General features: G+C 42.3%; 25 protein-coding genes and 1 pseudogene. All 26 read right to left on the reverse strand.

The annotated features are described in order from the left end of the window. Positions 1-48: 48 nt before the first annotated feature. A complete protein-coding gene (locus tag E0H79_RS03765) occupies positions 49-279 on the reverse strand; it encodes a hypothetical protein (RefSeq protein WP_131260845.1) in 231 nt (76 codons plus the stop codon). Further along, positions 272-2,350 carry a hypothetical protein gene (locus E0H79_RS03770; protein ID WP_131260846.1) on the reverse strand — a complete coding sequence of 693 codons (2,079 nt, stop codon included), beginning with the start codon at positions 2,348-2,350 and terminating at the stop codon, positions 272-274. Before E0H79_RS03770 ends, E0H79_RS03765 begins: the two co-directional genes overlap by 8 nt. 17 nt (positions 2,351-2,367) lie before the next feature. Then, complete coding sequence (locus tag E0H79_RS03775; protein ID WP_131260847.1) at positions 2,368-2,754, reverse strand: hypothetical protein; 387 nt, start codon at positions 2,752-2,754, stop codon at positions 2,368-2,370. Then, a complete protein-coding gene (locus E0H79_RS03780; RefSeq protein ID WP_131260848.1) occupies positions 2,751-3,053 on the reverse strand; it encodes a hypothetical protein in 303 nt (100 codons plus the stop codon). The genes E0H79_RS03775 and E0H79_RS03780 overlap by 4 nt, the downstream gene beginning before the upstream one ends. Beyond that, entirely contained in the window at positions 3,050-4,327 is a 1,278-nt protein-coding gene (locus E0H79_RS03785) for a hypothetical protein (protein ID WP_131260849.1), read from the reverse strand. The genes E0H79_RS03780 and E0H79_RS03785 overlap by 4 nt, the downstream gene beginning before the upstream one ends. 52 nt (positions 4,328-4,379) lie before the next feature. Next, positions 4,380-5,996: a hypothetical protein gene (locus E0H79_RS03790; protein ID WP_131260850.1), complete on the reverse strand. Its 1,617-nt coding sequence runs from the start codon at positions 5,994-5,996 to the stop codon at positions 4,380-4,382. A gap of 11 nt (positions 5,997-6,007) precedes the next feature. Continuing rightward, positions 6,008-7,978 carry a hypothetical protein gene (locus E0H79_RS03795; RefSeq protein WP_131260851.1) on the reverse strand — a complete coding sequence of 657 codons (1,971 nt, stop codon included), beginning with the start codon at positions 7,976-7,978 and terminating at the stop codon, positions 6,008-6,010. Then, positions 7,978-8,379, reverse strand: coding sequence for a hypothetical protein (locus E0H79_RS03800; protein ID WP_131260852.1), 402 nt, complete (start codon positions 8,377-8,379; stop codon positions 7,978-7,980). Before E0H79_RS03800 ends, E0H79_RS03795 begins: the two co-directional genes overlap by 1 nt. After that, positions 8,379-11,807 (reverse strand): tape measure protein, encoded by a 3,429-nt coding sequence (locus E0H79_RS15495; RefSeq protein ID WP_228258766.1) that lies wholly within the window; start codon positions 11,805-11,807, stop codon positions 8,379-8,381. The genes E0H79_RS03800 and E0H79_RS15495 overlap by 1 nt, the downstream gene beginning before the upstream one ends. Before the next feature lie 67 nt (positions 11,808-11,874). Then, positions 11,875-12,498: a hypothetical protein gene (locus tag E0H79_RS03810; protein ID WP_131260853.1), complete on the reverse strand. Its 624-nt coding sequence runs from the start codon at positions 12,496-12,498 to the stop codon at positions 11,875-11,877. Further along, positions 12,498-12,785 (reverse strand): hypothetical protein, encoded by a 288-nt coding sequence (locus tag E0H79_RS03815; protein ID WP_131260854.1) that lies wholly within the window; start codon positions 12,783-12,785, stop codon positions 12,498-12,500. The genes E0H79_RS03810 and E0H79_RS03815 overlap by 1 nt, the downstream gene beginning before the upstream one ends. Before the next feature lie 51 nt (positions 12,786-12,836). After that, positions 12,837-13,406, reverse strand: a complete 570-nt coding sequence (locus tag E0H79_RS03820; protein WP_131260855.1) for a hypothetical protein — start codon at positions 13,404-13,406, stop codon at positions 12,837-12,839. Between the two features lie 41 nt (positions 13,407-13,447). Continuing rightward, complete coding sequence (locus E0H79_RS03825; RefSeq protein WP_131260856.1) at positions 13,448-13,711, reverse strand: hypothetical protein; 264 nt, start codon at positions 13,709-13,711, stop codon at positions 13,448-13,450. After that, entirely contained in the window at positions 13,708-14,241 is a 534-nt protein-coding gene (locus tag E0H79_RS03830; protein ID WP_131260857.1) for a Rha family transcriptional regulator, read from the reverse strand. The genes E0H79_RS03825 and E0H79_RS03830 overlap by 4 nt, the downstream gene beginning before the upstream one ends. Before the next feature lie 262 nt (positions 14,242-14,503). Beyond that, positions 14,504-15,265 carry a hypothetical protein gene (locus E0H79_RS03835; protein ID WP_131260858.1) on the reverse strand — a complete coding sequence of 254 codons (762 nt, stop codon included), beginning with the start codon at positions 15,263-15,265 and terminating at the stop codon, positions 14,504-14,506. Next, positions 15,265-15,432 (reverse strand): hypothetical protein, encoded by a 168-nt coding sequence (locus E0H79_RS15205; protein ID WP_165492516.1) that lies wholly within the window; start codon positions 15,430-15,432, stop codon positions 15,265-15,267. The genes E0H79_RS03835 and E0H79_RS15205 overlap by 1 nt, the downstream gene beginning before the upstream one ends. Before the next feature lie 9 nt (positions 15,433-15,441). Further along, complete coding sequence (locus tag E0H79_RS03840; RefSeq protein WP_131260859.1) at positions 15,442-15,864, reverse strand: hypothetical protein; 423 nt, start codon at positions 15,862-15,864, stop codon at positions 15,442-15,444. Then, positions 15,839-16,333: a phage virion morphogenesis protein gene (locus tag E0H79_RS03845; protein WP_131260860.1), complete on the reverse strand. Its 495-nt coding sequence runs from the start codon at positions 16,331-16,333 to the stop codon at positions 15,839-15,841. Before E0H79_RS03845 ends, E0H79_RS03840 begins: the two co-directional genes overlap by 26 nt. Positions 16,334-16,340: 7 nt before the next feature. Next, a complete protein-coding gene (locus E0H79_RS03850) occupies positions 16,341-16,784 on the reverse strand; it encodes a gp436 family protein (RefSeq protein ID WP_131260861.1) in 444 nt (147 codons plus the stop codon). Positions 16,785-16,789: 5 nt separating this feature from the next. Next, complete coding sequence (locus tag E0H79_RS03855) at positions 16,790-16,969, reverse strand: hypothetical protein (protein ID WP_004973660.1); 180 nt, start codon at positions 16,967-16,969, stop codon at positions 16,790-16,792. A 10-nt stretch (positions 16,970-16,979) separates the two neighbouring features. After that, on the reverse strand, positions 16,980-18,059 hold the full coding sequence (locus tag E0H79_RS03860) for a major capsid protein (protein WP_131260862.1): 1,080 nt from the start codon (positions 18,057-18,059) through the stop codon (positions 16,980-16,982). Between the two features lie 3 nt (positions 18,060-18,062). Continuing rightward, positions 18,063-18,428 carry a hypothetical protein gene (locus E0H79_RS03865; RefSeq protein WP_004973656.1) on the reverse strand — a complete coding sequence of 122 codons (366 nt, stop codon included), beginning with the start codon at positions 18,426-18,428 and terminating at the stop codon, positions 18,063-18,065. 3 nt (positions 18,429-18,431) lie between these two features. After that, on the reverse strand, positions 18,432-19,397 hold the full coding sequence (locus E0H79_RS03870) for a hypothetical protein (protein WP_131260863.1): 966 nt from the start codon (positions 19,395-19,397) through the stop codon (positions 18,432-18,434). A 111-nt stretch (positions 19,398-19,508) separates the two neighbouring features. After that, on the reverse strand, positions 19,509-20,960 hold the full coding sequence (locus E0H79_RS03875; RefSeq protein WP_131260864.1) for a hypothetical protein: 1,452 nt from the start codon (positions 20,958-20,960) through the stop codon (positions 19,509-19,511). 70 nt (positions 20,961-21,030) lie between these two features. Beyond that, positions 21,031-22,230, reverse strand: a complete 1,200-nt coding sequence (locus E0H79_RS03880; protein WP_131260865.1) for a phage minor head protein — start codon at positions 22,228-22,230, stop codon at positions 21,031-21,033. Positions 22,231-22,482: 252 nt separating this feature from the next. Further along, positions 22,483-22,818: pseudogene (locus E0H79_RS03890) on the reverse strand (hypothetical protein); the annotation flags it as partial.

Below are 22,818 nucleotides of genomic sequence, written 5' to 3' on the forward strand. Positions count from 1 at the left end.
CCAGACATAAAAAAACGCCCTTTAGGACGCCTGCTTCATTTTAAATTTTTACACTTCGATCTGTACTACATCACCGCTTGCCGCCAAGCGTTTAATCTCCCCATCTGAAATAAAAACCGTTGAACCGATGTTGTAGCGCGTCGTACTGGTACACATCACCAAGCCCGACCCATCCACAACCAAAACTTTATAATTCGGATGATTCTCATGCGTGATTTGCCCCACAAATTCAGGCGCTTTTGGCATTAAATCAATCAACCGCTGCAGTGCATTACTCACGATTCACACGCTCCACTTTGACAGTTTGGTTCACCTTTGCATGGCTGAATGACACGCTGACACTTTCAACAATGCCCCACCACTCGGCACTAAATGCAAGAACTTCACCAGGTGCACATTCACTCACTTCTGCAGAAATCGGCATAGTTAATGTGTGTGTTTCAATCATGCCTGCTTTGGCCAACTTGGATTTACCGAATGCACCCATGCTTACGACATCAAACAAAGGGTTGTTTTCAGGTGGCAATAGCACGTCTGCCGCTGTACCTGTGCGTTTGACTTGCGCTTGCTTGCCTGTTCTGTCGTTTGTCAGCGTGATGCCATTGTAGTCGGGATAAAGCTCATAGTCTGTGGACTGGCTTGTAACGAGTGAATCAGGCACCAAGCGGTCATAGTCATCAACCGTGAACGTATCCCAAAATGTCTTTTTGTAAAGCGGTTTAATTGAAAGTGTATTGCTACCCTTTTCGCTATAAATAAAACCACCGCCACTTTCTGCAATCAACTTAATCGCAGCGATTGGCGCAAGATTTGAATAGCTTAAGCTGTTGTTTGCTACGATCCAGCCCAAGTCATCAATCAATTGCCAATTCAGCACAGTATCGCTAAAAACACGATCCAATTCAGCTTGAGCAAGTTGTACTGACGTGCGCTCATTCTCTTGTAAAAATGAACGTAAAGGCGCATACGGTGCATCAAGTAAAGCGGTTTGACTGCGACCTGTGAGTGTATAAGTAATATTGCCAAAATTGCGTGAACGTGTGCGATTCTCAAGTAGCATGTGATGCTCATGCCCATTAACCATAATTTTAAGAATTACAGGCTGTCCATTGATTGGCTCTAACTTCGCAATTTCAGTATGCGGCACAGTTAAGCTATACGACCACGCCCAACTGCTGCGATCTGTACGATAGTTACCGTCATACACCAAAATATCTGCATCATTATCAAGCCGTGTCACAGATAAACTATTCAAGATATACCACCAGTTTTGATTTGGAATTGCGGGAATACAGTCATCAACCCCAAAGTTAAGAATGACGTTATGCGCATCGACTTCATTGCATAGACAGATAAAGTTTAGATCGCCTGTGCCCTCGTATTGTGGCAATTCGGGTTGTGGCCACGGCTTTACTGGATGCTTGCGATAGTGAATCGCTTTCGCTTTTTCCCAAGCTAAATCATCAGTGGTGACAAGCTCTAAACCCTTATCCCACTCAAACGTGAAATGCTTTTCAAAGACGTTAGCTACTTCATGCGCATACGTGACCGTGCGACGCTTACGAATCATTTCGTGCCAGTCTGTGATTCGATTGATACGAAGCTTTAAGGTTTCATCAAATAAGTAGCTTTGATGGATGAATCGCTTGTCACCTGTTTGCCAAACTAAATATGTATCAGTCTGCAGGCCAGTGGCTTTCTCATGTTCAATTCTGACGGCTTGTGCGAGTGAATTTGAACGATCAAAACCAGCCATAGCTTGCTGACTAAGCACCAAACCTTGATCATAAAAAAGAGCCTCATTTGATACTCTTAAAATTGGTTTTGCCCAAGGTATTGCTGTAACACTTAAAGCAGCGATTGCCTTTTGATAACTAGCATCAAATGCATAAGACACCCCGACAATATGATTAATATCGAATACCGCATCAATTTCAAATTGGAAAGCGGTATCTAATACCGTATCAATCGTGCATAGGTTTTCAGCGAATTCAGCAACAATCTCAAAGCTAAAACTGGTGTCTAAGACAGTATCAATCTGCCCGATAACATCAATATTGTCTTTAAAGACTGCAACAACTTCAAAGCTAAACTCGGTATCTAATACCGTGTCTATGACTGCAGTATTGGCACCACTGTCGGCATAGACTGCTGTGACTTCAAATGAGAATTCAGCATCGAGCACAGTATCGATTACAGCTGTAACATCATCCCCAAAATTGAGATTGGTCGAGCCATCGGCAAGATGCTCAAAATTGAGAATGATGTTGTGGCTGTCGGTATTGTCAGGCTTAAAATTTAAGTTTAGGTTGTGTGCATCAACGGTGCCGAGCTTATTTTTAAAATCCACATGAGCACCCTTTTTAGTTACGGTCTAAGTTTGATGGGCTGGATAAACAGTGTACCGCCCAAAGCCAAATTGGTATTAGCTAAGCTAATGTCAGTCCCTACGGTCAGATCAGCAGCGACTTCACCTGCACCATTGAAGATACGCGCCCATGAAGCTGTGCCCGTTTTAATCACTGAGCCAGTGTCCGTCGGGTGCAGCTCAATATAAGTGGCTGTAGTTTCTTTAATACACGGCTCAGGAAAAACCAAAGTGACCAAAGCATTGTTTGGATCTGCCGCCACAGATGTGTCTGTAGGCTGCACACCTTCATAAAAAATAACGGTAGCACTTTGGCTACCGCTATCCATAAATTCTGAAAAGGCTTGAATCATGGCAAGCCGAGCATTGATTGAAGTTTTACTCATTTTGACACCACATTGTCTTGAATGACTGCGTTGAATTGCTGCATTTCATCAAAAGCCACAATAAATGTTTTTATGTTTGTAGTTAATCCTAGAAAACTATAATCACCATTTTCATCGGGTTTTCTTATGGTGATCGGCTGTAATGTTGTTTTATCATACAAAACAACAAGAGCTTGATTGTATGCAGCAGATAATCGCTTTGTCTGCCCTTTAATCTTACCGATAGTAGTACCATTAGCAAGTGGCTCATTGCGTGTGTTTGATGATGTAATTGCTACTGAAAAACTGTTTGGCTTCATCCGAGTTCCCCAAGATAGTAATACACATGCCCTGCACCACCAGCACCTGTTCCAGAATGTGAGGCATCACGTATATACATTGAGTTTTCAGCAATCATTACCTGTGTTTCAGAAATTACAGCATTATTACCTGAATACAAACAATGAGCGATTGTTCCTCTGAGCGTATTATTTGTATCAAAAAACGGTATTTCCAGTGCTGCAGGTGAAGTTGCATTAAATGAACCGCTATTGCCAGTGCCATAGTTATAAACTATCGGGATGCATTCAATTGTGGGCATGAGCCTATTTAGTAGATTGCTGTTTGTTGCAAATATTTTGGATGCATTTGAATTGGACCCAAACGGTGTCCCGCCAATTGATGCATATCCGTATGTTGTGCCTGCGCTCTGATTAACTAAATAAGTCGCAATAAACCAGTTTGGGTTAGTAGACGCGGGTTGTGATGTTTTAAACAGACCTGTGCCATAGACTCTCTTATATGCGCCATTAGTTGTAAGACTCAAATTAATATAAAATGCATCAGTGTTGCCGCATAATGTGAAAGCGCGATTCCCATTTGATGGAGCGCTACTTTCTGACGTATTTTGATAAACTTCTGCAGACCTCGCCCACACCCAACGACTCCATCCTCTAACACAATTCGTGCCAGTCCCTGTTATTTTCCAATTTTTTGCAGGGTCAGCAGGGTCAAATGGCAACTGCAGCACATCGGGGTTTTCATAATCATCTATATGTTCCATGTGCTCAAGCAAACCAACCATGGCATATTTTGCATAAGTTGATGTATATACGCCTGTTGTACCATCTGGACTTGTCAGACTCTCATCAACGCGAATAAACGGATGCTGCGCAGTTGGATTTTTTGCACGATACACACGCTTCACATCGTTTGTGTCACGGAAAATAATTTCATAACCCAATGATGCTAGTTTTCCTGCGCCAACTGTTGTGATACTTGTTTCTGCAATTGCGGCATGTGGTTTTAGAATGAGTTGTGTGGTATTGGGCACACCTTTGATTCGATATTTCTGGTTAAAAGAAGCAGGCGCAAAGCCTGTTAATTCTACTACCTGAAATAACATTGCATTATGGTCTGAATATAGGGTTATATGTACATCACCTTGGGCATCAATTGATGCTGCTGTGATTTGCGTAAAATCAATGCCTGTCACCAATGCTTTATCAAGCAAGCGAATTAAATCACCCCAGTTATTCCCTAGAGTTAAGCCATTTAAGTGGCTAAAATATTGAATATCTACATCTGTCGCCATTTTTCTTCACTCATAAAAAAGACCGCATAAGCGGTCATATTTGATTTAAATTTTAAATTACGCGGTCAATGTCACCGCGTAGCATGATCTGGAATTGATCTGACATAACAGTTGGCTCAGATTGCTTTACTGTGCGAATGACCCAGACAGGAAAGTTTGCAGCTACAGTATTAAATCGCAGTACGTTACCGCTTGCCCAGCCTGCACCCCAACCTTCTTTTTTCACTGTGAAATATGGTAAGCCAGTCACGGGGTTAATCGGCGCAAAATCAGCATTTACGCTACCTGTGCCGATCTGCCCCGAATATTCACCAACACAGCGGAATGATTGTGCATCCGTAAAGATTAATGCCCATCGCTCCTGAATCGCACCTTTATTGCTGACAGTAATCGGATATAAAGCATCGTTGTAGTTTGCTGAAATACCGCTACCTGTGGCTTCGTCTGCCCATGCGTTATTCCACGTTTGCTGCACAAATTTTCGTGTGTAACGTGACTGCATATCGCCAATCACCAATGCTGAACCCACAATCGTATCTGCTGCATCGTAATTGTGTGTTAAAGGCTTGGTAAAGGTTAGCTGACCACTAATCTGCACATCACGAATCAATCCCATGTCTTGATAACGGTACTTAGCAATGATTGGCGCAACCAAAGCACCCATAACAAAATCACCGTTTAGCGTCACTTTGCCGTAGTCATAATCGACCACATACATATCAAACGGCACTTTGGTACCTTGGCTATCCTCTAGCTCACACCATGAAATACGCTGGTCGTTTAAATCATAGGTTTGACCTGCAATATGGCTTGGTAATTCCTGTGTTTTGCTTGAACTGACAATACCAATATCACCAACTCGGAAAATCGGCACACGGCCATCAAGCGGTAAACGTGTTGCAGACAAGCCTAAAATTTCAGAATCAAGCGGGATATAGGTATAAGCAATTGCGTTATAACGCACCGATGAGCCGTCGATCCACACTGGCACATTAATGTATGTTTTGTTTAATTCTTCATACTCCATGCGCACGTCATACCAATCTTTAGCAACAATTTCTGCACGATTGGCTTCGGTAATCTCGGTTTTATCGTAGAAGTAAATATCCACAAAACCTGTATCGTGATTAATCTTGCCATGCGCAAAACTTGTTTCAATCACACCGTTTTCGTCTGTTGTTAGCGTTAATTGACCATGTTCCAATGATGCTACAACCACAGTCAATGATTGTGGTCGAATCGGAATTACAGGAGTTCTAAAACTGACTTGATTCATCGGTGGCAAGTCGGTTGTGGTTGTCAGTGAATCTAACTGAACCGTATTGTCACCGCCTGGTGTCCATGACTCAATTTCAACCTGACCTGTGCCGTATTGAATCGAACCTGACGCAATACCACTGTTATTTGATGGGTCTACATTGCGATAAAGCTGCCCATCACGATCTAAGAAAGTATCAGCGCCAACTCTAAAGCGTGCTGAGCCTGTCAAAATCTGCTCGTCATATCCTGATGACAAGTCCAACCGCAACTTATCCGCCACAGCTACCGTGGTGCTTGAATTAACACCTGAATCATCACGATATTTCACATTAATTGTGGTTTCGTTGTACGCCCGAAATACGCGGGTAGTTCCATTAATTTTAGACGTCACTGGAGAATAAAAAGACATTTAGACCACCTTTATGCAGACGCATAGGTTGCGTTAAATCGCGCTTCATATACATAGCTAAATGTTTTGTATGAAGCTGTTGGTGTCACAATGCACTGACCTGTGTTGTAATTAATCGTGCCCTGAATATCGCCTGCATCGTTAATTAAATTGCCAATATTGCCGCCTGTTGGGTCGTCTTTAAGATGCACAAACAGCGTATTTAGACCCGATTGATCTGTCACAGGAATTTCCAAAGCCACACTACTTGGTTGAATGCTTAAGCCTGTGCCGATGGTAAACGTCAGTTGTTGGCTAGCATCAGGTATCGCGGATTTGGTTTGGTCGAGTTGTGGACCATAGCTATACGTGATATTGAATTGCGTATTTTTCTGCGGCAATTTGTTTGGAATAATCCGACCTGTACCCGCAGCGTAATTGACGTATCCTGTAGCATCACCTGTAAATAACCCTTTCGAATTGCTAGATGCGGTTTTGGTTTCACCTTCTAACACCCACGTCACAGTAATACCTGTAGCAATACCTGTTTGCCCAAGATCAAAATCAAAGCCTGCTTTCTCTACATGCAAACCTGCTCGCACAAAAGTTGCAATCGGTGTACCCCAGTGCGCCAAAATTGGCGTATCAACATCAGGCAATGCACCTGTGGTCAGCAAGAATGAGCCTGTTTCATAGTTAATCATGCCCGAACCAAACGAACTGTGAACACCTTTTAATTGCCCAGAACCATCATCTTTCAGCTCATAAAACTTGCCTTGTGACATATAAGACAGCGATAAGCTACCAGGCGCAGGGATTGGAATTAATACGCCCGTCCAGTTGGTACTTTGGCTGTTTTGCGTAACAGGAATCGCATAGCTTTGAAAATATTGTCTAGGCGCTGCAGCAGGCGTAAAAGTGATTTCTAATGTGGTTGAGCCTGCACCCGCAGCTGAGGTCCATTGAATCAAGCCACGCTGATAATCAATCGTACCGACTTGTGTGCCTTGACTGTTCTTCAACAAGCCACCTTGATCACTCACAGGCTGACCAAACAGCGTAAACGCAATACTTGATGGCATCACGCTTGAGCCTAAATACAAGTTTTGGCTTACACCGACTGTAGTTGAAAAGTTGGCAGTAATGGTACCGTCATTACCAGGCACCAAAATAACGCTCTCACCCGCCGCATTCACATCAACAATCGGGGTTTCGGTCTGTGCTGATGGAATCAATTGTGTGAACATGCTAGACGCATTCACAGTGAACTCACCCACCTGCGCATCCGATGCCAGTTTGACCGATGCACAATATTCGCCCGTATCTGCTACCAGTGATTCACGAATGATGGTTTTAGACTGTGTGGTGCCACCGTACCACTGGCGAGCAGTCAACCCAACAAAATCACGCTCAAGCGGGTCATTAATCGTGTACGTGGCAATTTTGTATTCCACATTTTTATTATCAACCACCATAATCGCAATGCGTGTTTCCACTTTAGTGATACGCACATATTGCTCAAATTCAAGCGCCTTGCCTTCGTCACTGACTAGAACAATGGTATCGCCAACGCTTGACTCAGTTTCTTGTGGAAACATGGCGACTTGCAACTGCTTCATGCCCTGCCAATGCGTATCTAACGGCGTGCCTGCAATCTGTCCACCTTTGGCTAAATAGTTTTCTACTCGGTTTTGGGCACTACGGCGTTCATCTGTCCAGTTTTTTGTGCTGAACAATAAAGCCGATACGTTTGGGTCTTGCGGATTTTCAGAGATGAATACCGTTGCACCCATCAATGCGTCCGTGTCTTCAGTAATCACCGCAGGAAAGATTTTACGCATGGACACGTCGCCCATGGTTCGATCCATTTCTGACACGTCGTTGAACAGGTTATTACTTTGACCATCAATGATGACTTGACCTGAATACTTGCCGCCACCATCATCGGTATCGGTTAAGCGCTCCGATTTATAGAGCACCAAGTCTTTTGTTTCAATTGCCATTATTCGCTCCAAAATCTTAGCGTTAAACGCATCATTTCATCTGAACTGGTCGCTGGTGAACCCCACACGCTGACCGCTTCCAGTGCTGTATCTTGATGATTAAAAATCACATCAAATTGCCGATTGTCATGTGGCCATTCAAACTGCAAACGAAATTTCTCGCTTAAAGCCGACCATTCCTGCAACTTGCGCACGTCACTTAACTTTGCCCAACCACGGTTACTATCGGGTGTTAAAGTGATAGGTCGAGCACCAACCTTGACACCTTCTTGAATAATGGCCGCACCACTAATGGCACGCTCCACGGTTTGCTCTTTTGGCTTCCATTCAAATTCGTCAGACCATAAAAAACCGTCTTCTAGTGAGACGGTTTCGGATGTTGCTAAGCGTATTAATTTCATCACATTGCCTTTTTCAGCATTTCAAATTCACGCAAGATACTTTCCATTGTGTCGCCATCTTCTTGTGAGCCGAGCATTTCAAAGCGTTTGCCGCCTGAAACAAACTCAAAGCGCACGTTTTTGGTTGGTGCATCATTCTGCAGATCGCGGACTTTCGGCTCAGAAATAGAAGGTGCATAGTCATTGACCTTTGTGCTGCCTGTACTTCTGACATCAAGATTACGCAGCAACTCATTAATCTTGTTGGTACCGTGTTGTGTGGTTAAGCCTTTCGCTGCAGCGTTATTAAACTCTTGCTCAATGAGTTTATTCATCGCCAAGTTACCGCCTTTGCCGTATGCAGCAAATTTGGCGTCACGATCAGTTTCCATCGCTTGTGACCAGATCGAACCTGCCAATTTCTTAGCCTGATCTTCGCTGTAGCCCATGCTTTTAATCTGAGCGATAACGTCATTCTTCGAGTAAGAGTCATAACCCGAAATGGCAGCACTCAAACCTTTGGACTGGCGCTTCATTTCAGCATCCCATTTCTTAGCCGCTTCCTGAGATGCCTTATTCCACGCCACCTGTGCTGCATTGGCTTCTTCGCGTGCAATCTTGCCTGCTTCACGATAACCATCACCAATACGGCGCGCTGATTCACGTACACGGTGGTTAGCTTCGGTTAAATCATCCATCGCTTTAACAGAAGCTTTGCCTGTTTCGTCGATTTCGACGCGTAGACCTTGGCTGGCAGCCTTGGCTTGCACTGAGGCAATCTGTGCCTTATCACCTGTAGCAATCGCAGCTTCGAGCATTTTTGTATAGGCTTGTTTGATACCTTCAGCTGTGGCTTGGCCACTCTTACTGACCACATCAAAGTTTTTCTGAGCGGCTATAGCAGCATCATTAAGTTGCTCTTTAGTTTTAATGCCCAAGGCATCAAAGGCAGCAATGGTTGGGTTTAAAGCTGCAGGTAACTGCATTGCCTTTTGCTCAATCTTGCTTAAGCCTAATGCAACTTGCTCACCAGTGATGATTCCTTGTTTCTCAAGCTCCAATAACTTGTTTTTAGCATAGTCCAACTCAGCTCGTGTTTGTGCTGTATCAATTGCCTTATTCAAGTTACTGGATAGAGCAAGCCCTGTATCAATCCCCTTGGCTTTATATTCATCCAACTTATCTAGAATAATCTGTACGTCATTTGCAGCTGATTGGAATGACTTTGAAAAGCGTCCCTGAAGTTGCTCAGTACTTAACCCTGTACGCTCTAAAGCTGCACGCATGACCGCTTCAGTTAATGCCGCAGACTTCTCTGCCTCTTTAGCTGTACCCGCAAAAGCAGCACGGGCATTGGTTTCAAAAACCAATAAGTCTTTGCCATCAAGCGCCTTGCCTAAACTATCTTGTAACTCATCCCCTGTGATTTTCCCTTGCTCTTTAAGCAAGATCAGGGATGTGACAGCATCATTTATGCCTTTGGTTGAGTCAAACTTCATGGCATTAGAGATTTCCTCTAAAGCCTCTTTGGTTGGCTCGCCTTTATTAATCAGTTCATCAAACTGCTCAACAAGCTTTTTTGACTCATCTGTCAGCTGATACGTTTTATCACGGCTCTTTTCGGCTGCAGCAGCAATTTCTGCTTTAGATTCAGCAACAACTTTTGCCCTTACAGCTTCAAGCTCCATTTGACGGTTTAGCTTTTCAATTGCCTCACCATACCCCATGGCTTTAGCTGCTGACTCTCCCAACCATTCGCCTAGTGGTGTTAAAGCTCCCCAAACTGCAGTGCCCATTACACCCAATGAAGTGACAGCAATTCCTAGAGCACCTAAGCGTCCAACTAACCCCATTACACTCGTACTGGCTGTCGCTGTAGCTGTGGTTACAGTTTTACTGTTTGCAGCCAGTTGAGTCTTTGCGGCTGCATTTGCTTTTGATGCATTTGCATTGGCAATCTGCGCTTGAGTATTAGCAACAACTGCCGCAGTTTCTTGGGTAATTGCAACGGATGCGGCTCGCACACTGTTGGCTTTATCAATGAAAGCTAAACCAATATTTAAGGCTTTATATGCAATAAATGCCTGCCCAGCCATCATAAGCGTACTAACAATGGTGTCCAGATTCTCAGCTACAAACTTAATTGCCTCAGCAACTTTACTGCTCGCACCTGTAGCAGCATCAGCTTCACCAATATAAACAGTCCAAGCTGACTTAAGGTTTTCAATTGAAGCACCAATGGTCGCAGGGAATTTATCAAACTCTGCTGTGATTTTTTCTGACTGACTTAAAAGCGCCTGAGTTACAACTTCTGTTGTGAGCTTTCCTTCGCCCGCTAGTTCACGAAGCTTACCAGTTGTTACACCTAAACCATCTGCTAAAGCCTGCGCTAAACGTGGTGACTGCTCCATCATGGAGTTAAATTCATCACCACGCAAAACACCTGAACCTAAAGCTTGGTTAAGCTGTGTAATTGCTGCTTCGTTTGATGCTGCAGAACCACCACCAACCTGAATTGCTTTGTTAATGGTTTCAGTTAATGCCAAAGCCTGTTCTTGTGGCCATTTCATTTCCTGCCCGATTTTGGTTAATCGTGCATATAGCTCACCTGTTGCCTCAAGGTTTGAGTTGGTTGCGATTGCGACGTTTTTAACATCGTCCATGGCTTTTTCTAGGTTGCCATGTTCACCAATTGCAATGCTGATTCGTCCTGACAGATTTTTATAAGCATCAGCAGTCTGCGCAATTTCACCTGCTGTTACGCCAATGCCTAAAGCAGCCAAAGCACCTGTGAGTGCACCAAAACCTGTTTTAAGGCCCTGTAACTCACCTGCCACCCCTTTCGATGCCTGCTCAGTTTGGTTTAACTCTTGATTGGTTGTTTCAAGTTCCTTATCAAGTTGTTTAACCTGTTGTGCTGTTTCTGCAGATTGATCACCAACATTGTCTACTGCTGATATTGAGGAATTGGCTGCACCACTATAGGCCTCAAAAGCTGTCTTAACTTGCTTAACACCTGTTTCCAGCTCTTTAACTTCACGCTGAGCATTCTCAATGTCTGCAGGTGTGGCATTGGTAGCTGAGAGGTAATTTAGGTGTAGTTTGGCTTGTTTTAAATCATTCTGAAGACTATTTAAAGCGGCCGATCCATAGTCACCAAGCTGTTTAAGATTACTCGCACTTACTGTTGCATCATCGCCAAGTGAATCCAGTGCTTTAGTTGCGTTGTGCAACTCACTTACCAGCTGACCGACTTTCTGCTTAGTATCTGAAGGAATGATATTTCCAAGCTCTTTTGATGCTTCAGCCGAGCTTTGTTTTAACTTATCAGACTCGGTTTTGATTGCATCAAATACGGACTTCGCAACACTTTCAGATTGTTTTACACCGCTAACAAAACCTTTGTTGTCAGCGTCCATGATAAGTTTAAAAGTTAAATTCTTTGACATGCTGACCTCGAATTTTAGGTATTAAAAAACCCGCCAAAGTGACGGGTTGATTTTCAAAAAACTGCTATTAAAGAGCTTGTTTACACGCTGTGTATATCTCTAATGATGAAGCTAATTTATTATAATAATTAATTTTCTCTTCCGCTTGCTTCTTCCATAGCGATATATCGTTTTGCATAAAATACACATAGTTAAATATCGCTGAATCCATAGCTTCAAGTAGATCTTTTTTTGCAGGATCTAAACAGTCATAAAACTTCTCTTTCTGAAGACTTTCTCTAATTTTTCTCAGTTCAGTAACCTGATTCCCGAGAGCAACTCTAGCTGTAGAGCCTGCAATCAAATCAGCTCGTGACCAATTATTAGAAATGTCCATATACTTTTGAAGCATATCTTTTTTAAGTTGAGTTTCTTTAAGTTTTGCTTGTTGCTGCTGTTCAAAAGCCTGAGCTTGGTTTTGACTATTCAGTTTATCTTGTTCCGCTTTCAATGCTTTGGCTTTTTCAGCCTGCAAACGTCTCAGCTCAGCCTCTTTTTCATACAACATAGCATCTACTTTTTGCTGCTCAAGTTTCTGCTGATGAGCAATCTCGGCCTGCTTTAAACGCTCGGCATCTTCTTTATTACTTTGAGACATAAAGTAAAATGCAATAGCTATGACCGCTATTGCAGCTAACAAACCGTATTTCATCACTCACGCTCCCAACCAATGCTATAGACTTTTCCATCTACAATGGTAATTTCATAGCGTGCATTATTCATACGGTATGTGTAAGTCGTGGCTTTGTGCGGCCAACCTTTTCTATCATGGATTACGTGATTATATGATGACACTGGTCTACCTAAGGCTTCCATCATACGACCTTGTGAATGCCCCACTTCAACAATCATGGTACTGCCACGCACAGCATTGGTATATTCCAAGGCAAATACAGATGATGACGCCAGTAGAACTGCGGCGACTAAAAGCTTTTTCATAAAACCCCCTCAAAATTTATATATTTTTCAGGCATTTTAACAATTGGTTAATCAATCAACAACCTTTAAATCTTCCATAAGTTTTTTAAATTCACGGTTTTGCGCATGTTGTGCCGAGCGCATTAAATTGACTTGTGACCGCATTTTTCTTAGCTCATTGCGCTGTGCAGCTTTTAAATACTGCAAATATGCACCGTATGACATATTCAAAATATCATCGTGACGATGGCCGCAATCAATCAAATACTGAAATGAATCAAACCAAGTGATTTTTTCATTGCTTTGCTTACTGCCACGCTTTGGCTTTTCAGGCTTGAAATATGCCGTATTCACAGTCAATACAGCACGCAGCATATCTAAAAACAAAGCCTGATCTTTTGCTATCTCAAAAATACGATCTGCAGTTAAATTACTGGTCATCACGCAGGTATGAATCACTTCAACCGTATGGGCTTTAAATAACTCAATCAAAATTGCATCTGAATAATCTTTGTCCTTCAAATATTCTTTGACCGTTTCAGCGTGTTGGCAGAACAGATCAAGTGACTTTACTTGAATCTGCTTCACTTCAATTTCGCCAATTTGAAACGTGCGATTATCTGCTAAGAAAAAATCATTCATGATGGAATCTCAAAAAAGCCACCCGATGGTGGCGATAATTATTAACCTTGCGTCACACCTTGTATGCCTTTGCATAGTTTCAAGATGCTTTCGGCATGCAGTGTGATGTGTCGATGGTTTGGCTTGGTTCGCTCAATATCAATTCCAATCAATATGGCTGCTTCAATATTTTTCTGCCAGTCACCCGTATCTGGTACTGGCTCTATTGAGCAAAACACATAGCTATCATCACCAATATTAATGTCCGCATAATTTTCCTCATCTGTGCTTGGTCGACATTCTGCAACTACATAGGCAATATTCATGATTGCACCACGCTCGCAAATGGAAGCGATGGCTGCAATTCTCTTTCTAGTTGTGCTATTTCATGATCAAGTGGATGCTTTTCATGTTTCCACACGTTCATGTCTCTAGCTGAGCAACTAACTTGCTGTTTGCGATTTTCACGATACCCAACAATATGGTTATATCTAGCCCATTTGGATTGGAAGGTTTGAGTTATTTGGTTTGACATCCACTCAAATGCATCAATAAATGATTCTTTGATAGCATCGGCTTTTTCACCACTAAACCCCATGACAAGAAACATAAAGCCACGTTCTGTCATTTGATAAAAGCCCGTATTTCTTTTCGTATTACCTATCTGTTTGTTTTCTAAGGTAAACGCAAAATTGCGTTCACGGAATTTCTGCGAGCATTTCATGTTTTTAATTGCTCGAAGCACATCGGAGTGTCGTTTTTTAAATGCTTCCGCCACTGCATAACTGGTTGTCTTTGGTTCGCCATTTTCATTTGAGACCATGGCGCGTAAATTTAATGATGTCATCATATTCATGACTTCCTCCTAATCATATTCAAAAAAAAGAAACTGGCAGGCACGCTGAATATGAAAACGTGCTTTTCGAACCGTCGTTCTAGCCAGTGGTTTGCCTGAAAACAGGCATAAAAAAACCGCCCATAAAGGACGGTTTGATTAAGTGGTGGGATGAATCCCTTTCGTTTTCATTAATCGCTTAATGCAAATGAAAGAAATTTAAAAAAAAAGGCACAAAAAAAGACGCTTATGCGTCGTGGAGATTTCTTTGTGCCTGTGTTGGTTAAGGTGCAGATACTGCAGGGATTGTCACGATGTGACCGTACAAACCAAGCTCAGCATCACTTTGTTTTGTGACATCTGATAATGCCTGACCTGAAATAGAGTATCGCCCTAATTCCTCATGGATTAATGGGAATGTAGTTTCAGGTGACTTTTTGGTACGCCATAAACGAACCGCCATGTGCTCATTGGTAGCCGTATTAATGCCTTTAAAAAACAGCTCGTATTCTGTTTCAAAGTCAGATGCCAAAGTGGTATGCGTTACAGCCCCAGTGGTGTATGTAGCCAAAATCGGCATAGCCAATTCATCCACATCATGGAAAACAACCGTACCAAACTTAGCATCAACCGTGTACTGCTCACTGGTCAGTGTTTTTGCTGTGCCTTCAGTTGAATCTTTGAATGACACGGTAGACAAGTTATAACCATTAAGCTTAATTTCCTGACCCGCTACCACAGTGCCAATATCTGCATCGGTAATAGTTTCAGTGGTCACTTCGGTGGTTTCACCTGAAACAATGTATTTCAAGTTTTCTTTATCCACTTTTTCAAGCTGACCTGAAAAACTAACCGATGTTGTCTGAACCATAGTGAAGTCGGTTGTACGCTTGCCTGTCATGGATTCAATGTGCTCTAAAACATCAGCACCAATTTCCAATTCAAACTCTGGTACGTTACCCAAATGACGCATTGCGCCTGCTACACCGTTGGTGATTTTTGCTAAGTAAAACTCACCTTGTAGCGAAATATATTGAGTGCTCATTATTTAGCATCCCCTGTGGCTTTCTTCGTTGTTGCAGCTGTGGTTTTCACTTCTTGAATGACACCATCAGCAACTAATTTTTTGATCTGATCTTCATTCAGACCACCGACCAATTCGCCAACCTGAAAGCGACCTACAGGCTTTAAGGCTTTATATTGTTTCGCCATGTATGGCTCCTAGATAAACTTTTCAGATTCAAAAATAATGGTGATGTATGCAAAGCTTGAGCTATACCCATCACGCACAGACAAAAACCGCAATGGAATACGTGAAGAAGACGGCTTCCATCCCGCCAAAAGCTGAATGACTTTTTCAGTCAAAGCGCCCGCCTCGTCTGCTACAGCACTACCATCATTTAACTGTGATTGCGCATTGCGACATGCAACCGTAACCGACCATTGCTGACCGATCTGATTCAACTTGCTGTTGCCCTTGGAGTCTTTCAGGTCGATACGAACAAAGTTCACATGGGCAGATGGTGTGACCTGCGACATTTCAGTCACGTTTACCGAATTAAGCGGTGTATAGATTTTCCGAAAGTCTGAAATTTCTTCCAATTTTTCGGCAATTTCATCACGCACCGCGAAGAATGTCATCAATAAAACTCCCAACAATGTCTAAGACTGTCGCCTCATCCTCTGCATTAATGCCAAGAAAAGTACGAGAAGGAATATTCACTTCTTTTACTTTTCGATATTGCCCTGCCACCGCAAAGGTGATGTATTGACCATTCTTAGGTGTGATATGAGCGCCATAATGAAAAACATGCGCATAAGTTTGATTTGCACCCCACTCAACGCCATTGTTCAGGACGTTGTAGCTCATACCATTGAGTAAATGTCCATCATTACGTCCTGTCTCCCCACCTTGCAAACGGGCACGCCATGACACTTTCCATGGATTACCATCAACATCACGCTGATACTTAAATCGCATTATTGTCGCATTAAGCATGTCGTTGCCAATGTCGTTAAACATCTCTGACTTATCAGCATCGAACTGATTTAAGCGAGTAAGGATTGCTTCAATGTGTGAACTATCAGCTTTGATCGTGATTGCAAATGCCACACACACCTCACTTGATGCTAGGCATCATGTCTAAAGTGGAATCACCAAACACACCACCCTTGTAACTGGTACCGATTGGCATTGTGGATGGTTTATTCTTTGGCTGGTCGTCCACGATTTGGTTGCTTACTGCATCCTGAATTTGCAAATGTGCTTTGTTGTTGGCCACCAACTTTAAAAATGAAATAGCGTCTTCATAACGCTGTCGCACTTCCTCAGTCGGCTGCTGAAAATAGAGGCGATAACGTGCAATGTCACACGCCATGCGCTCTAAATTACTTGGCACATTTGGCAACGGCAAAGCATAACGACCACCGATATAGCCGTTAATTTCTTCTGTTGCGTCCTGAATGGCATCTTGAATGGCGGTTGATGCACTTGCATGCATCAACTTCAGTTCTTGAATTTCCTGACCAAATCGTGCAACCAAATTTGCTTCAGTTGCATACATAAGACTTACTCAGCGGTTGAGCGGGTACGACGTGCAGGCTTTTCTTGAGTTTCCTCTTGATCGGCTTCCACTTCTTTAATCGCACCCATAACTAAAAGGGCCTTAGCACGTTCTGCACTAAGACCCTCGACAGTTTGTCCTGGTAGGTACTGCCCTACGGACTGCGTTGCAATGTATTTAGCCATGCGTCACTCCTTAAATCGTGATGAAGCCAGTACCACCACAAATACCATTTTTATTTGATGGTACGACCAATGGAGCCGATTCAGTCATAAGTAAGATGCCGCTTGGATCTTCTTCATACCATTGACGATCAAAGTATTCTAAAGCCAAGCCATTTGCATGGATGTTTTCGATCTTACATTGCGTCACATAACCATTGGTGTCAGAAATAAGTGCAAAGTAATCCACTGGAATGAAACGTTTCACTTGCCCTTTGTGGCGGTACGTTGCGTCATACGTCCAAATTTCAATATCACCCAAGTAGCCTTTGAACTTCGCAGAACGTGAGGCGTTTAGACCAGGGCGATAAGGAACGCTAATACCTGCATACGGCTCAACAAACTTGGCTTTGAATGCTGCGTTCTTTTCCAACACTGACCACACTTTGCCAGTTGTAAGAATCATGGTTGCATCACCACCACCTTCATCCAACATGCGTTGTGCCATGGTATCCATGTCTTCAAGCGGTGTAGCACCTGCCTGATCCCAAGCGGTTGTCGGGGTAAATGCAAGTGATGCATCGCGACCAAAAGACACCACGTTTTTAGTGTAATCGTCTGACTCAAGCACAATCTGACCAGTTGTGACTAATTCAGTCGCCATCAGGATTTTGCGATTATCAATCGAGTCGTGGTTACGCTTGATCGTTTCGATCTGAGCAATCATGTATTGCTCTGCTGTGCTCAACTGATTGTTACCAGTTGAGATGATGCCTGCATCACGCAAGCGCGCCAATAATGCAGTATCCCATGCGGTAGCAGGTGTGACTTGATTCTTTGGTTTCAAGTAAGCTGGCTGTACGTGGCTTACTTGAATTGCTGTGGTGCGGTCAAATGGCTTACCTGGCACCTGTGGTGCAACCAATGGAGCAATGTCTGATTCAGTTTCAAGCTCAGCAATAGGCACCACATTTGTCGTGAATGATTTGCGACGAGGAAAAAGCTTGTCCAAAAGCCATGTATCCATCGGCTCATAATTTGAATGAATTAATGCTAATTCATCAACGCCCAATAGCTCCAGCGGAGCACCATTAATAGTAAAACTTTGTGGCATGATTTACACCTTTGATAATTCAATGTTGTTTTTAGATGCTTTAGCGCGTGCTGCATCGTATTTGCTTGTTGCGAGTGCTGTGCCAGCAATTGATACAGCCTCAATATTGAACACACCACCGTTATAAACAGGGATTTCAGTACCGTTTGCAGCTGCTGCAGTAGCTTGTGCAGCTGTTAGTGTTGCACCGCAAATAACGTCCCAACTTGACTCATCGGCCGCTTGGGTGAGCACATTTGCCGCAGATAGTGCCAATAAATCACCCTCTTTGTATGCTGTGGCAGTTGTGACCTTGGCATTAACACGGCGGGTTTTTCCCACGTCCAAATTAAACGGACGTGATTCATGTGTAGCTGAAACAGTAGTCATGGATTACTTCCCCTTTTGCTGAGCTGCAAATGCTTTAGCGCCTGCAGATAATTGATGCTCTTGATTGCCCGATGATTGCGTCCCACTTTGAGCACTCGCTTGATGAGTGAATAAGTGCGCAAATGCTGGATTTGCTAACGGTGCTTGTTGCTGCTGACCTGCAGGTTGTTGTTGCTGAATACCTGCAGAGAATTGACGAAGCTGCTTTGCGGTAAATGCAAAAACAGAATCATCCATATTGGTGTATGCAGTTTTATCATCAGCGCTAAATTGTGTTTTAAGCTCAGCTTCCAGTGCCGCAATATCTTCAGCACGCTTTTGCGCTTTGAATTGCTTTAACTCAGCTTGAGCGTTATCGCGCTCGGTTTCTGCTTTCTTCAAAGCTTCTTTGGTTTGCTCTAATTCGGTCACGTCGGTGTCCTCTTTGGTTGGGTTTGGATTGGCTTTGCCCGAGAAGGCTTTAATTGAGGTATTACGATCAGCACCAGTCGAGCAGATCGTGAACTCACGAATGCGGTTTTGACGGAAGATTGTGATAGGACCTTCAAATACTTGACCATTCACAGTGACTGTCTTGCCTTGCGAAACCTCTTCAATAGATCCTGGATCAATCATCATTGACATCTGGAATGGGAAGCCATCATCAGAGTCCTGAACGATTTCCTGCGCCTTAGCATTTGTAAGGAAATCACCAGCTACATCAATCTTTCCGTTTGTATCTACTGTCTGAACAACACCAATTCGACTAGAGCTAAAGTGTTCTTCAAGCAAGGCTGCTGGCTTATCAATCTCAATCCCATCAAGATCAAAGACCACACCAGAACGCCCCCAATACCAATGACCATCTACACGGCCACCAGCATAAGCAGTCCCTTTGAATTTTCGTTTTTGTCCTTCTTCAGCTTTCGGGACTTCAATAGCTGCAGCGTTGAATAAATATTTCAATCGCTCTTCATTTGGATCTGGCATTTTTCATGCTCCATAAAAAAACCGCCCCATAAGGAGCGGTTGTATATCAATAAATTTTTACATCAGTTTTAAATTAAAGTTTGATAAATAAATCATAGGAAGTACTCACTTTTATTTTTCAATGAAGGCATTTATACATTCTTGGCAGACAAGGTCTTCAACTCCTTCACCAATAGTCGTAGGTGAAAAAATATAAAGTTTGTCTGCTGGACAATTACAATAATCACATACTTCAGTCATACTAACATTTAAGTCTTCTTCACCCTTATATCCCAAACCTTCAATTATTAGCCAATTAAAAAAGAACTTCCTATAAGAATCATAAGCGAACATTGGCAAATCGTCTGAATAGAACTCACTATCCTCACCTTGTTTATACATCTGTTGTATATACTCAAGGATTGTTTTTCTAAATATTCCAGTTTGATAAATATCAAAATGATGAAAGAAGACGCTTTCGACCATATCGCGTTTATATTGTGACCAAGATAAGCTGCCTCCCTCTTTTGAAACATGTTTATGCCTACTTAAGAAAGAGTTATCTATAGCTTTATTAAGTATGTCCCATAATCTACTGTCAAAACCAATATGAGATTTCTCAAAAAACTCTGTGTTAGTACTTTCAATATCATCAAAGATATTTACTTGTTTATTATCAAGTTGCTCTATGAATGAATACAATCGACTTTCTCTTTCTTCCGACCAGGAATGCTGTCCATAGATATCGTTTATAAAAGGATTCAATGTCACCACGTAGATTACATTTGGTAATGGAAAAATTGAATGATGTTCTTTCCATCTTTGCGAACCATATACGAATGCATGATAACCATGTGATTCTAATTCTAAAGCAATGTTACTACTAATAGAGTTAAATGCATCTTTAACATAAGAATTTTCACCATTCTCCCCCTCATAAGTATCTATCCAACCCTCCACTAACTGAAATGCGAACGCTGAAACCCTAATGGAGTCATCATGAAACATAGAATTTGAAAAAGTTACATAAAAATTATTATGTGGGTAATAAACTTTAAATTTAAATTCTGTTTCACTCTCATTCGCTTCGGGAATTAACGCAATAATATTTTTATTATTTAACATCAATTCTTGAAAGTAAGCATCCTGTACAATCCTAGTTTCCATAGGAGCAATTAAAATTGAGATAACCGATGTACTTTCAGATGCTCCTGGAAAAAGGCTGCACACATAGTTTGAATAAGCTAATAACTCAGTAAAAGCCTCTCGTTCTGTTTGTTTTGATTTTTTCAATTCAATAATAGCTGGCCCACTATCCAAAGTCATTGCAACCAAATCTATACGTGTTGTTGAAGCATCTTCTTTTATTAGACGTATCTCTCTTCCAATAAATTCTAAATCGAGCAAATTCTCGACCAATCGATTAATTTTATCCTCAGTTTGTTTTTTCAATAATTTAGGAAAGTCATATAAATCATCAATTTCTATGTTATCTAAGTTTTTCACTCCGATAATTTGCTCAAAAAAATTGTTTTTATATTTGTTATATATAATATCTCTTAATGAATTTTCATGAATTTTCATTTTTATCCCCTTAGAAAATCTAAAAGGTAACTTACTCGAGCATATATAAAATATCAATCATATTCATATTTTATATAGCCCTTAATGTATAAACCACCCGCCCTTCAACTGTTTCAATCGAAACCACTTCAAAAGACAATCCCATTGGCATCAATACGCCATTACCAGCATTTAGCATATCAAGATCAATACCTAAACCCTTGGCATTTTCAATCTTGATCACGATATCACCTGCACTTTCAGCCATTAGCAACGGCGCATTGAATTGAACTGTCTGCCCAGCTTGATACGCTGCCACTTGCTGAATTGTTGCAGTACCTACCACGGTTGAAGCCGTATTGCTTGCCACAGCCTGAATTGCTGCCATGTCAGTACTCAGCCACCGTTTCAGCACATCATCAGCCAGTGACGCTACAGATGCATTTAAATAGCTGGTCAAAGCAGTGTCATTGCCTTGCACATAGTCAATAAACGTCCGAATTGCAGTAGGACGTATTTGCGGATCAAGTGGAATCACCGTATCCGCAATCGTATTGAATAGATCCCGAGTCTTATCATCCATTGGTGCAAACAGGCTTGTCAGCTTTTTAGATGCAGTCCATTCCGCTTGGATGACTTGCTTTTGCTCAAGCAAGAATTCTTTATCCAGTGATGAATCAGCAATCTTTTTATCGACCAGTGATTCAAGTTCACCAAACTGCAAAGGATGCGAAGACCAGTCCAAAGCCTCAGCGACATCAGGCAGTTTGTCATCTGGTGTGATGCCATATTTCAAGGCCTGTTTTTCGGTTAAGGCGATTACGGTGCAGCGGCAACGAAAACCCAATGGCGGGTAATGTGTCAGCCAAAACGGATGTTCAAACGGCAAAACAATCTTATCTAAAGCCAAGTGGCTTGGACGCACCCGACTGTCATTGATAGCCGAGTACATCAAGTAAGGACGTTTAGCCTTATTTCGGTTTTGTTGGATCCATCGCCCGTGACCATACGCATTCTGAATATTGGTACGAAATACGTTGTCCAGATAATGCTTAGGCAACTCGATACCTTCTTTTTCAACCAACTTTTGAAAGTCCCGAAAGGTTGAACCTTCAGCAATGGCTTTATTGACTGCCTTAATGACTGTTTCGATCTGTTCAAGACTCGACAAAAAGCTAACCGTAGTTGCCATCTGCCGAGTTTTTAAGTCCAGTGAGTAAAAATCATCAGGCAATACAATCTTGCGCTGCCGAGCATATTGCAAGGCTTCAAGAAATGTGACTGGTTGCATATAGACACCCCATCACGAAACTCGCTACAACCAAACAAACCATCACTATGATAAGCAGAAGTTTGTTGAAGTTTGTATATGGATCTGGATTAAAAGGCTTTGGTTTCCATCCGAGTCGAGGTCGACCGATTGGTATTAATGGCGGTGGCTCGACATAAAGAGGCTTGGCTTCTTTATTGCAACTACAAGGCATATATCCATTCCCATTGCGACCATTAAAACCCTTTCGACATGAAAGACATTTCCCCATCTTCACTCACTCCCACTCGCAGCCACATACCCGATCATATCTGCAGCATACAAAGCCTGATCTAGCTTGGCTGTAAACTCGGTTTTAGTGGCTTTCGGAATAAGCTGCGCGAGATTGAAAGCCAAAGACTCAGGACTATCCGATTCACTTAACAGTTGCTGAATTTCAGACATGCTCAACAGTGATAAATCATCTTGGCCATCCGTCAGCTCTTCAACTTCCTGCTGAGCATCTGACAACTTATTTGGCTTAGCTTTAAAGTTGAAGACTTGATTAGGTACGTGTTTGAATTGATTAGGTACCACAGAAGTCGGTTCAATCAGATCACCATCTTCCAG

It is taken from the genome of Acinetobacter sp. ANC 5045 (genome assembly GCF_004331005.1).
GTDB classification, from domain to species: domain Bacteria; phylum Pseudomonadota; class Gammaproteobacteria; order Pseudomonadales; family Moraxellaceae; genus Acinetobacter; species Acinetobacter towneri.

Coding starts and splice junctions, on each gene's coding strand:
- E0H79_RS03815 (WP_131260854.1), bottom strand. CDS start 12,785: ATGAAAAAGCTTTTAGTCGCCGCAGTTCTACTGGCGTCATCATCTGTA.
- E0H79_RS03860 (WP_131260862.1), bottom strand. CDS start 18,059: ATGCCACAAAGTTTTACTATTAATGGTGCTCCGCTGGAGCTATTGGGC.
- E0H79_RS03780 (WP_131260848.1), bottom strand. CDS start 3,053: ATGAAGCCAAACAGTTTTTCAGTAGCAATTACATCATCAAACACACGC.
- E0H79_RS03795 (WP_131260851.1), bottom strand. CDS start 7,978: ATGGCAATTGAAACAAAAGACTTGGTGCTCTATAAATCGGAGCGCTTA.
- E0H79_RS03785 (WP_131260849.1), bottom strand. CDS start 4,327: ATGGCGACAGATGTAGATATTCAATATTTTAGCCACTTAAATGGCTTA.
- E0H79_RS03880 (WP_131260865.1), bottom strand. CDS start 22,230: ATGCAACCAGTCACATTTCTTGAAGCCTTGCAATATGCTCGGCAGCGC.
- E0H79_RS03790 (WP_131260850.1), bottom strand. CDS start 5,996: ATGTCTTTTTATTCTCCAGTGACGTCTAAAATTAATGGAACTACCCGC.
- E0H79_RS03865 (WP_004973656.1), bottom strand. CDS start 18,428: ATGACTACTGTTTCAGCTACACATGAATCACGTCCGTTTAATTTGGAC.
- E0H79_RS03775 (WP_131260847.1), bottom strand. CDS start 2,754: ATGAGTAAAACTTCAATCAATGCTCGGCTTGCCATGATTCAAGCCTTT.
- E0H79_RS03855 (WP_004973660.1), bottom strand. CDS start 16,969: ATGGCTAAATACATTGCAACGCAGTCCGTAGGGCAGTACCTACCAGGA.
- E0H79_RS03820 (WP_131260855.1), bottom strand. CDS start 13,406: ATGAATGATTTTTTCTTAGCAGATAATCGCACGTTTCAAATTGGCGAA.
- E0H79_RS03825 (WP_131260856.1), bottom strand. CDS start 13,711: ATGAATATTGCCTATGTAGTTGCAGAATGTCGACCAAGCACAGATGAG.
- E0H79_RS03800 (WP_131260852.1), bottom strand. CDS start 8,379: ATGAAATTAATACGCTTAGCAACATCCGAAACCGTCTCACTAGAAGAC.
- E0H79_RS15205 (WP_165492516.1), bottom strand. CDS start 15,432: ATGGCGAAACAATATAAAGCCTTAAAGCCTGTAGGTCGCTTTCAGGTT.
- E0H79_RS03830 (WP_131260857.1), bottom strand. CDS start 14,241: ATGAATATGATGACATCATTAAATTTACGCGCCATGGTCTCAAATGAA.
- E0H79_RS03850 (WP_131260861.1), bottom strand. CDS start 16,784: ATGTATGCAACTGAAGCAAATTTGGTTGCACGATTTGGTCAGGAAATT.
- E0H79_RS03875 (WP_131260864.1), bottom strand. CDS start 20,960: ATGAAAATTCATGAAAATTCATTAAGAGATATTATATATAACAAATAT.
- E0H79_RS03870 (WP_131260863.1), bottom strand. CDS start 19,397: ATGCCAGATCCAAATGAAGAGCGATTGAAATATTTATTCAACGCTGCA.
- E0H79_RS03835 (WP_131260858.1), bottom strand. CDS start 15,265: ATGAGCACTCAATATATTTCGCTACAAGGTGAGTTTTACTTAGCAAAA.
- E0H79_RS03810 (WP_131260853.1), bottom strand. CDS start 12,498: ATGAAATACGGTTTGTTAGCTGCAATAGCGGTCATAGCTATTGCATTT.
- E0H79_RS15495 (WP_228258766.1), bottom strand. CDS start 11,807: ATGTCAAAGAATTTAACTTTTAAACTTATCATGGACGCTGACAACAAA.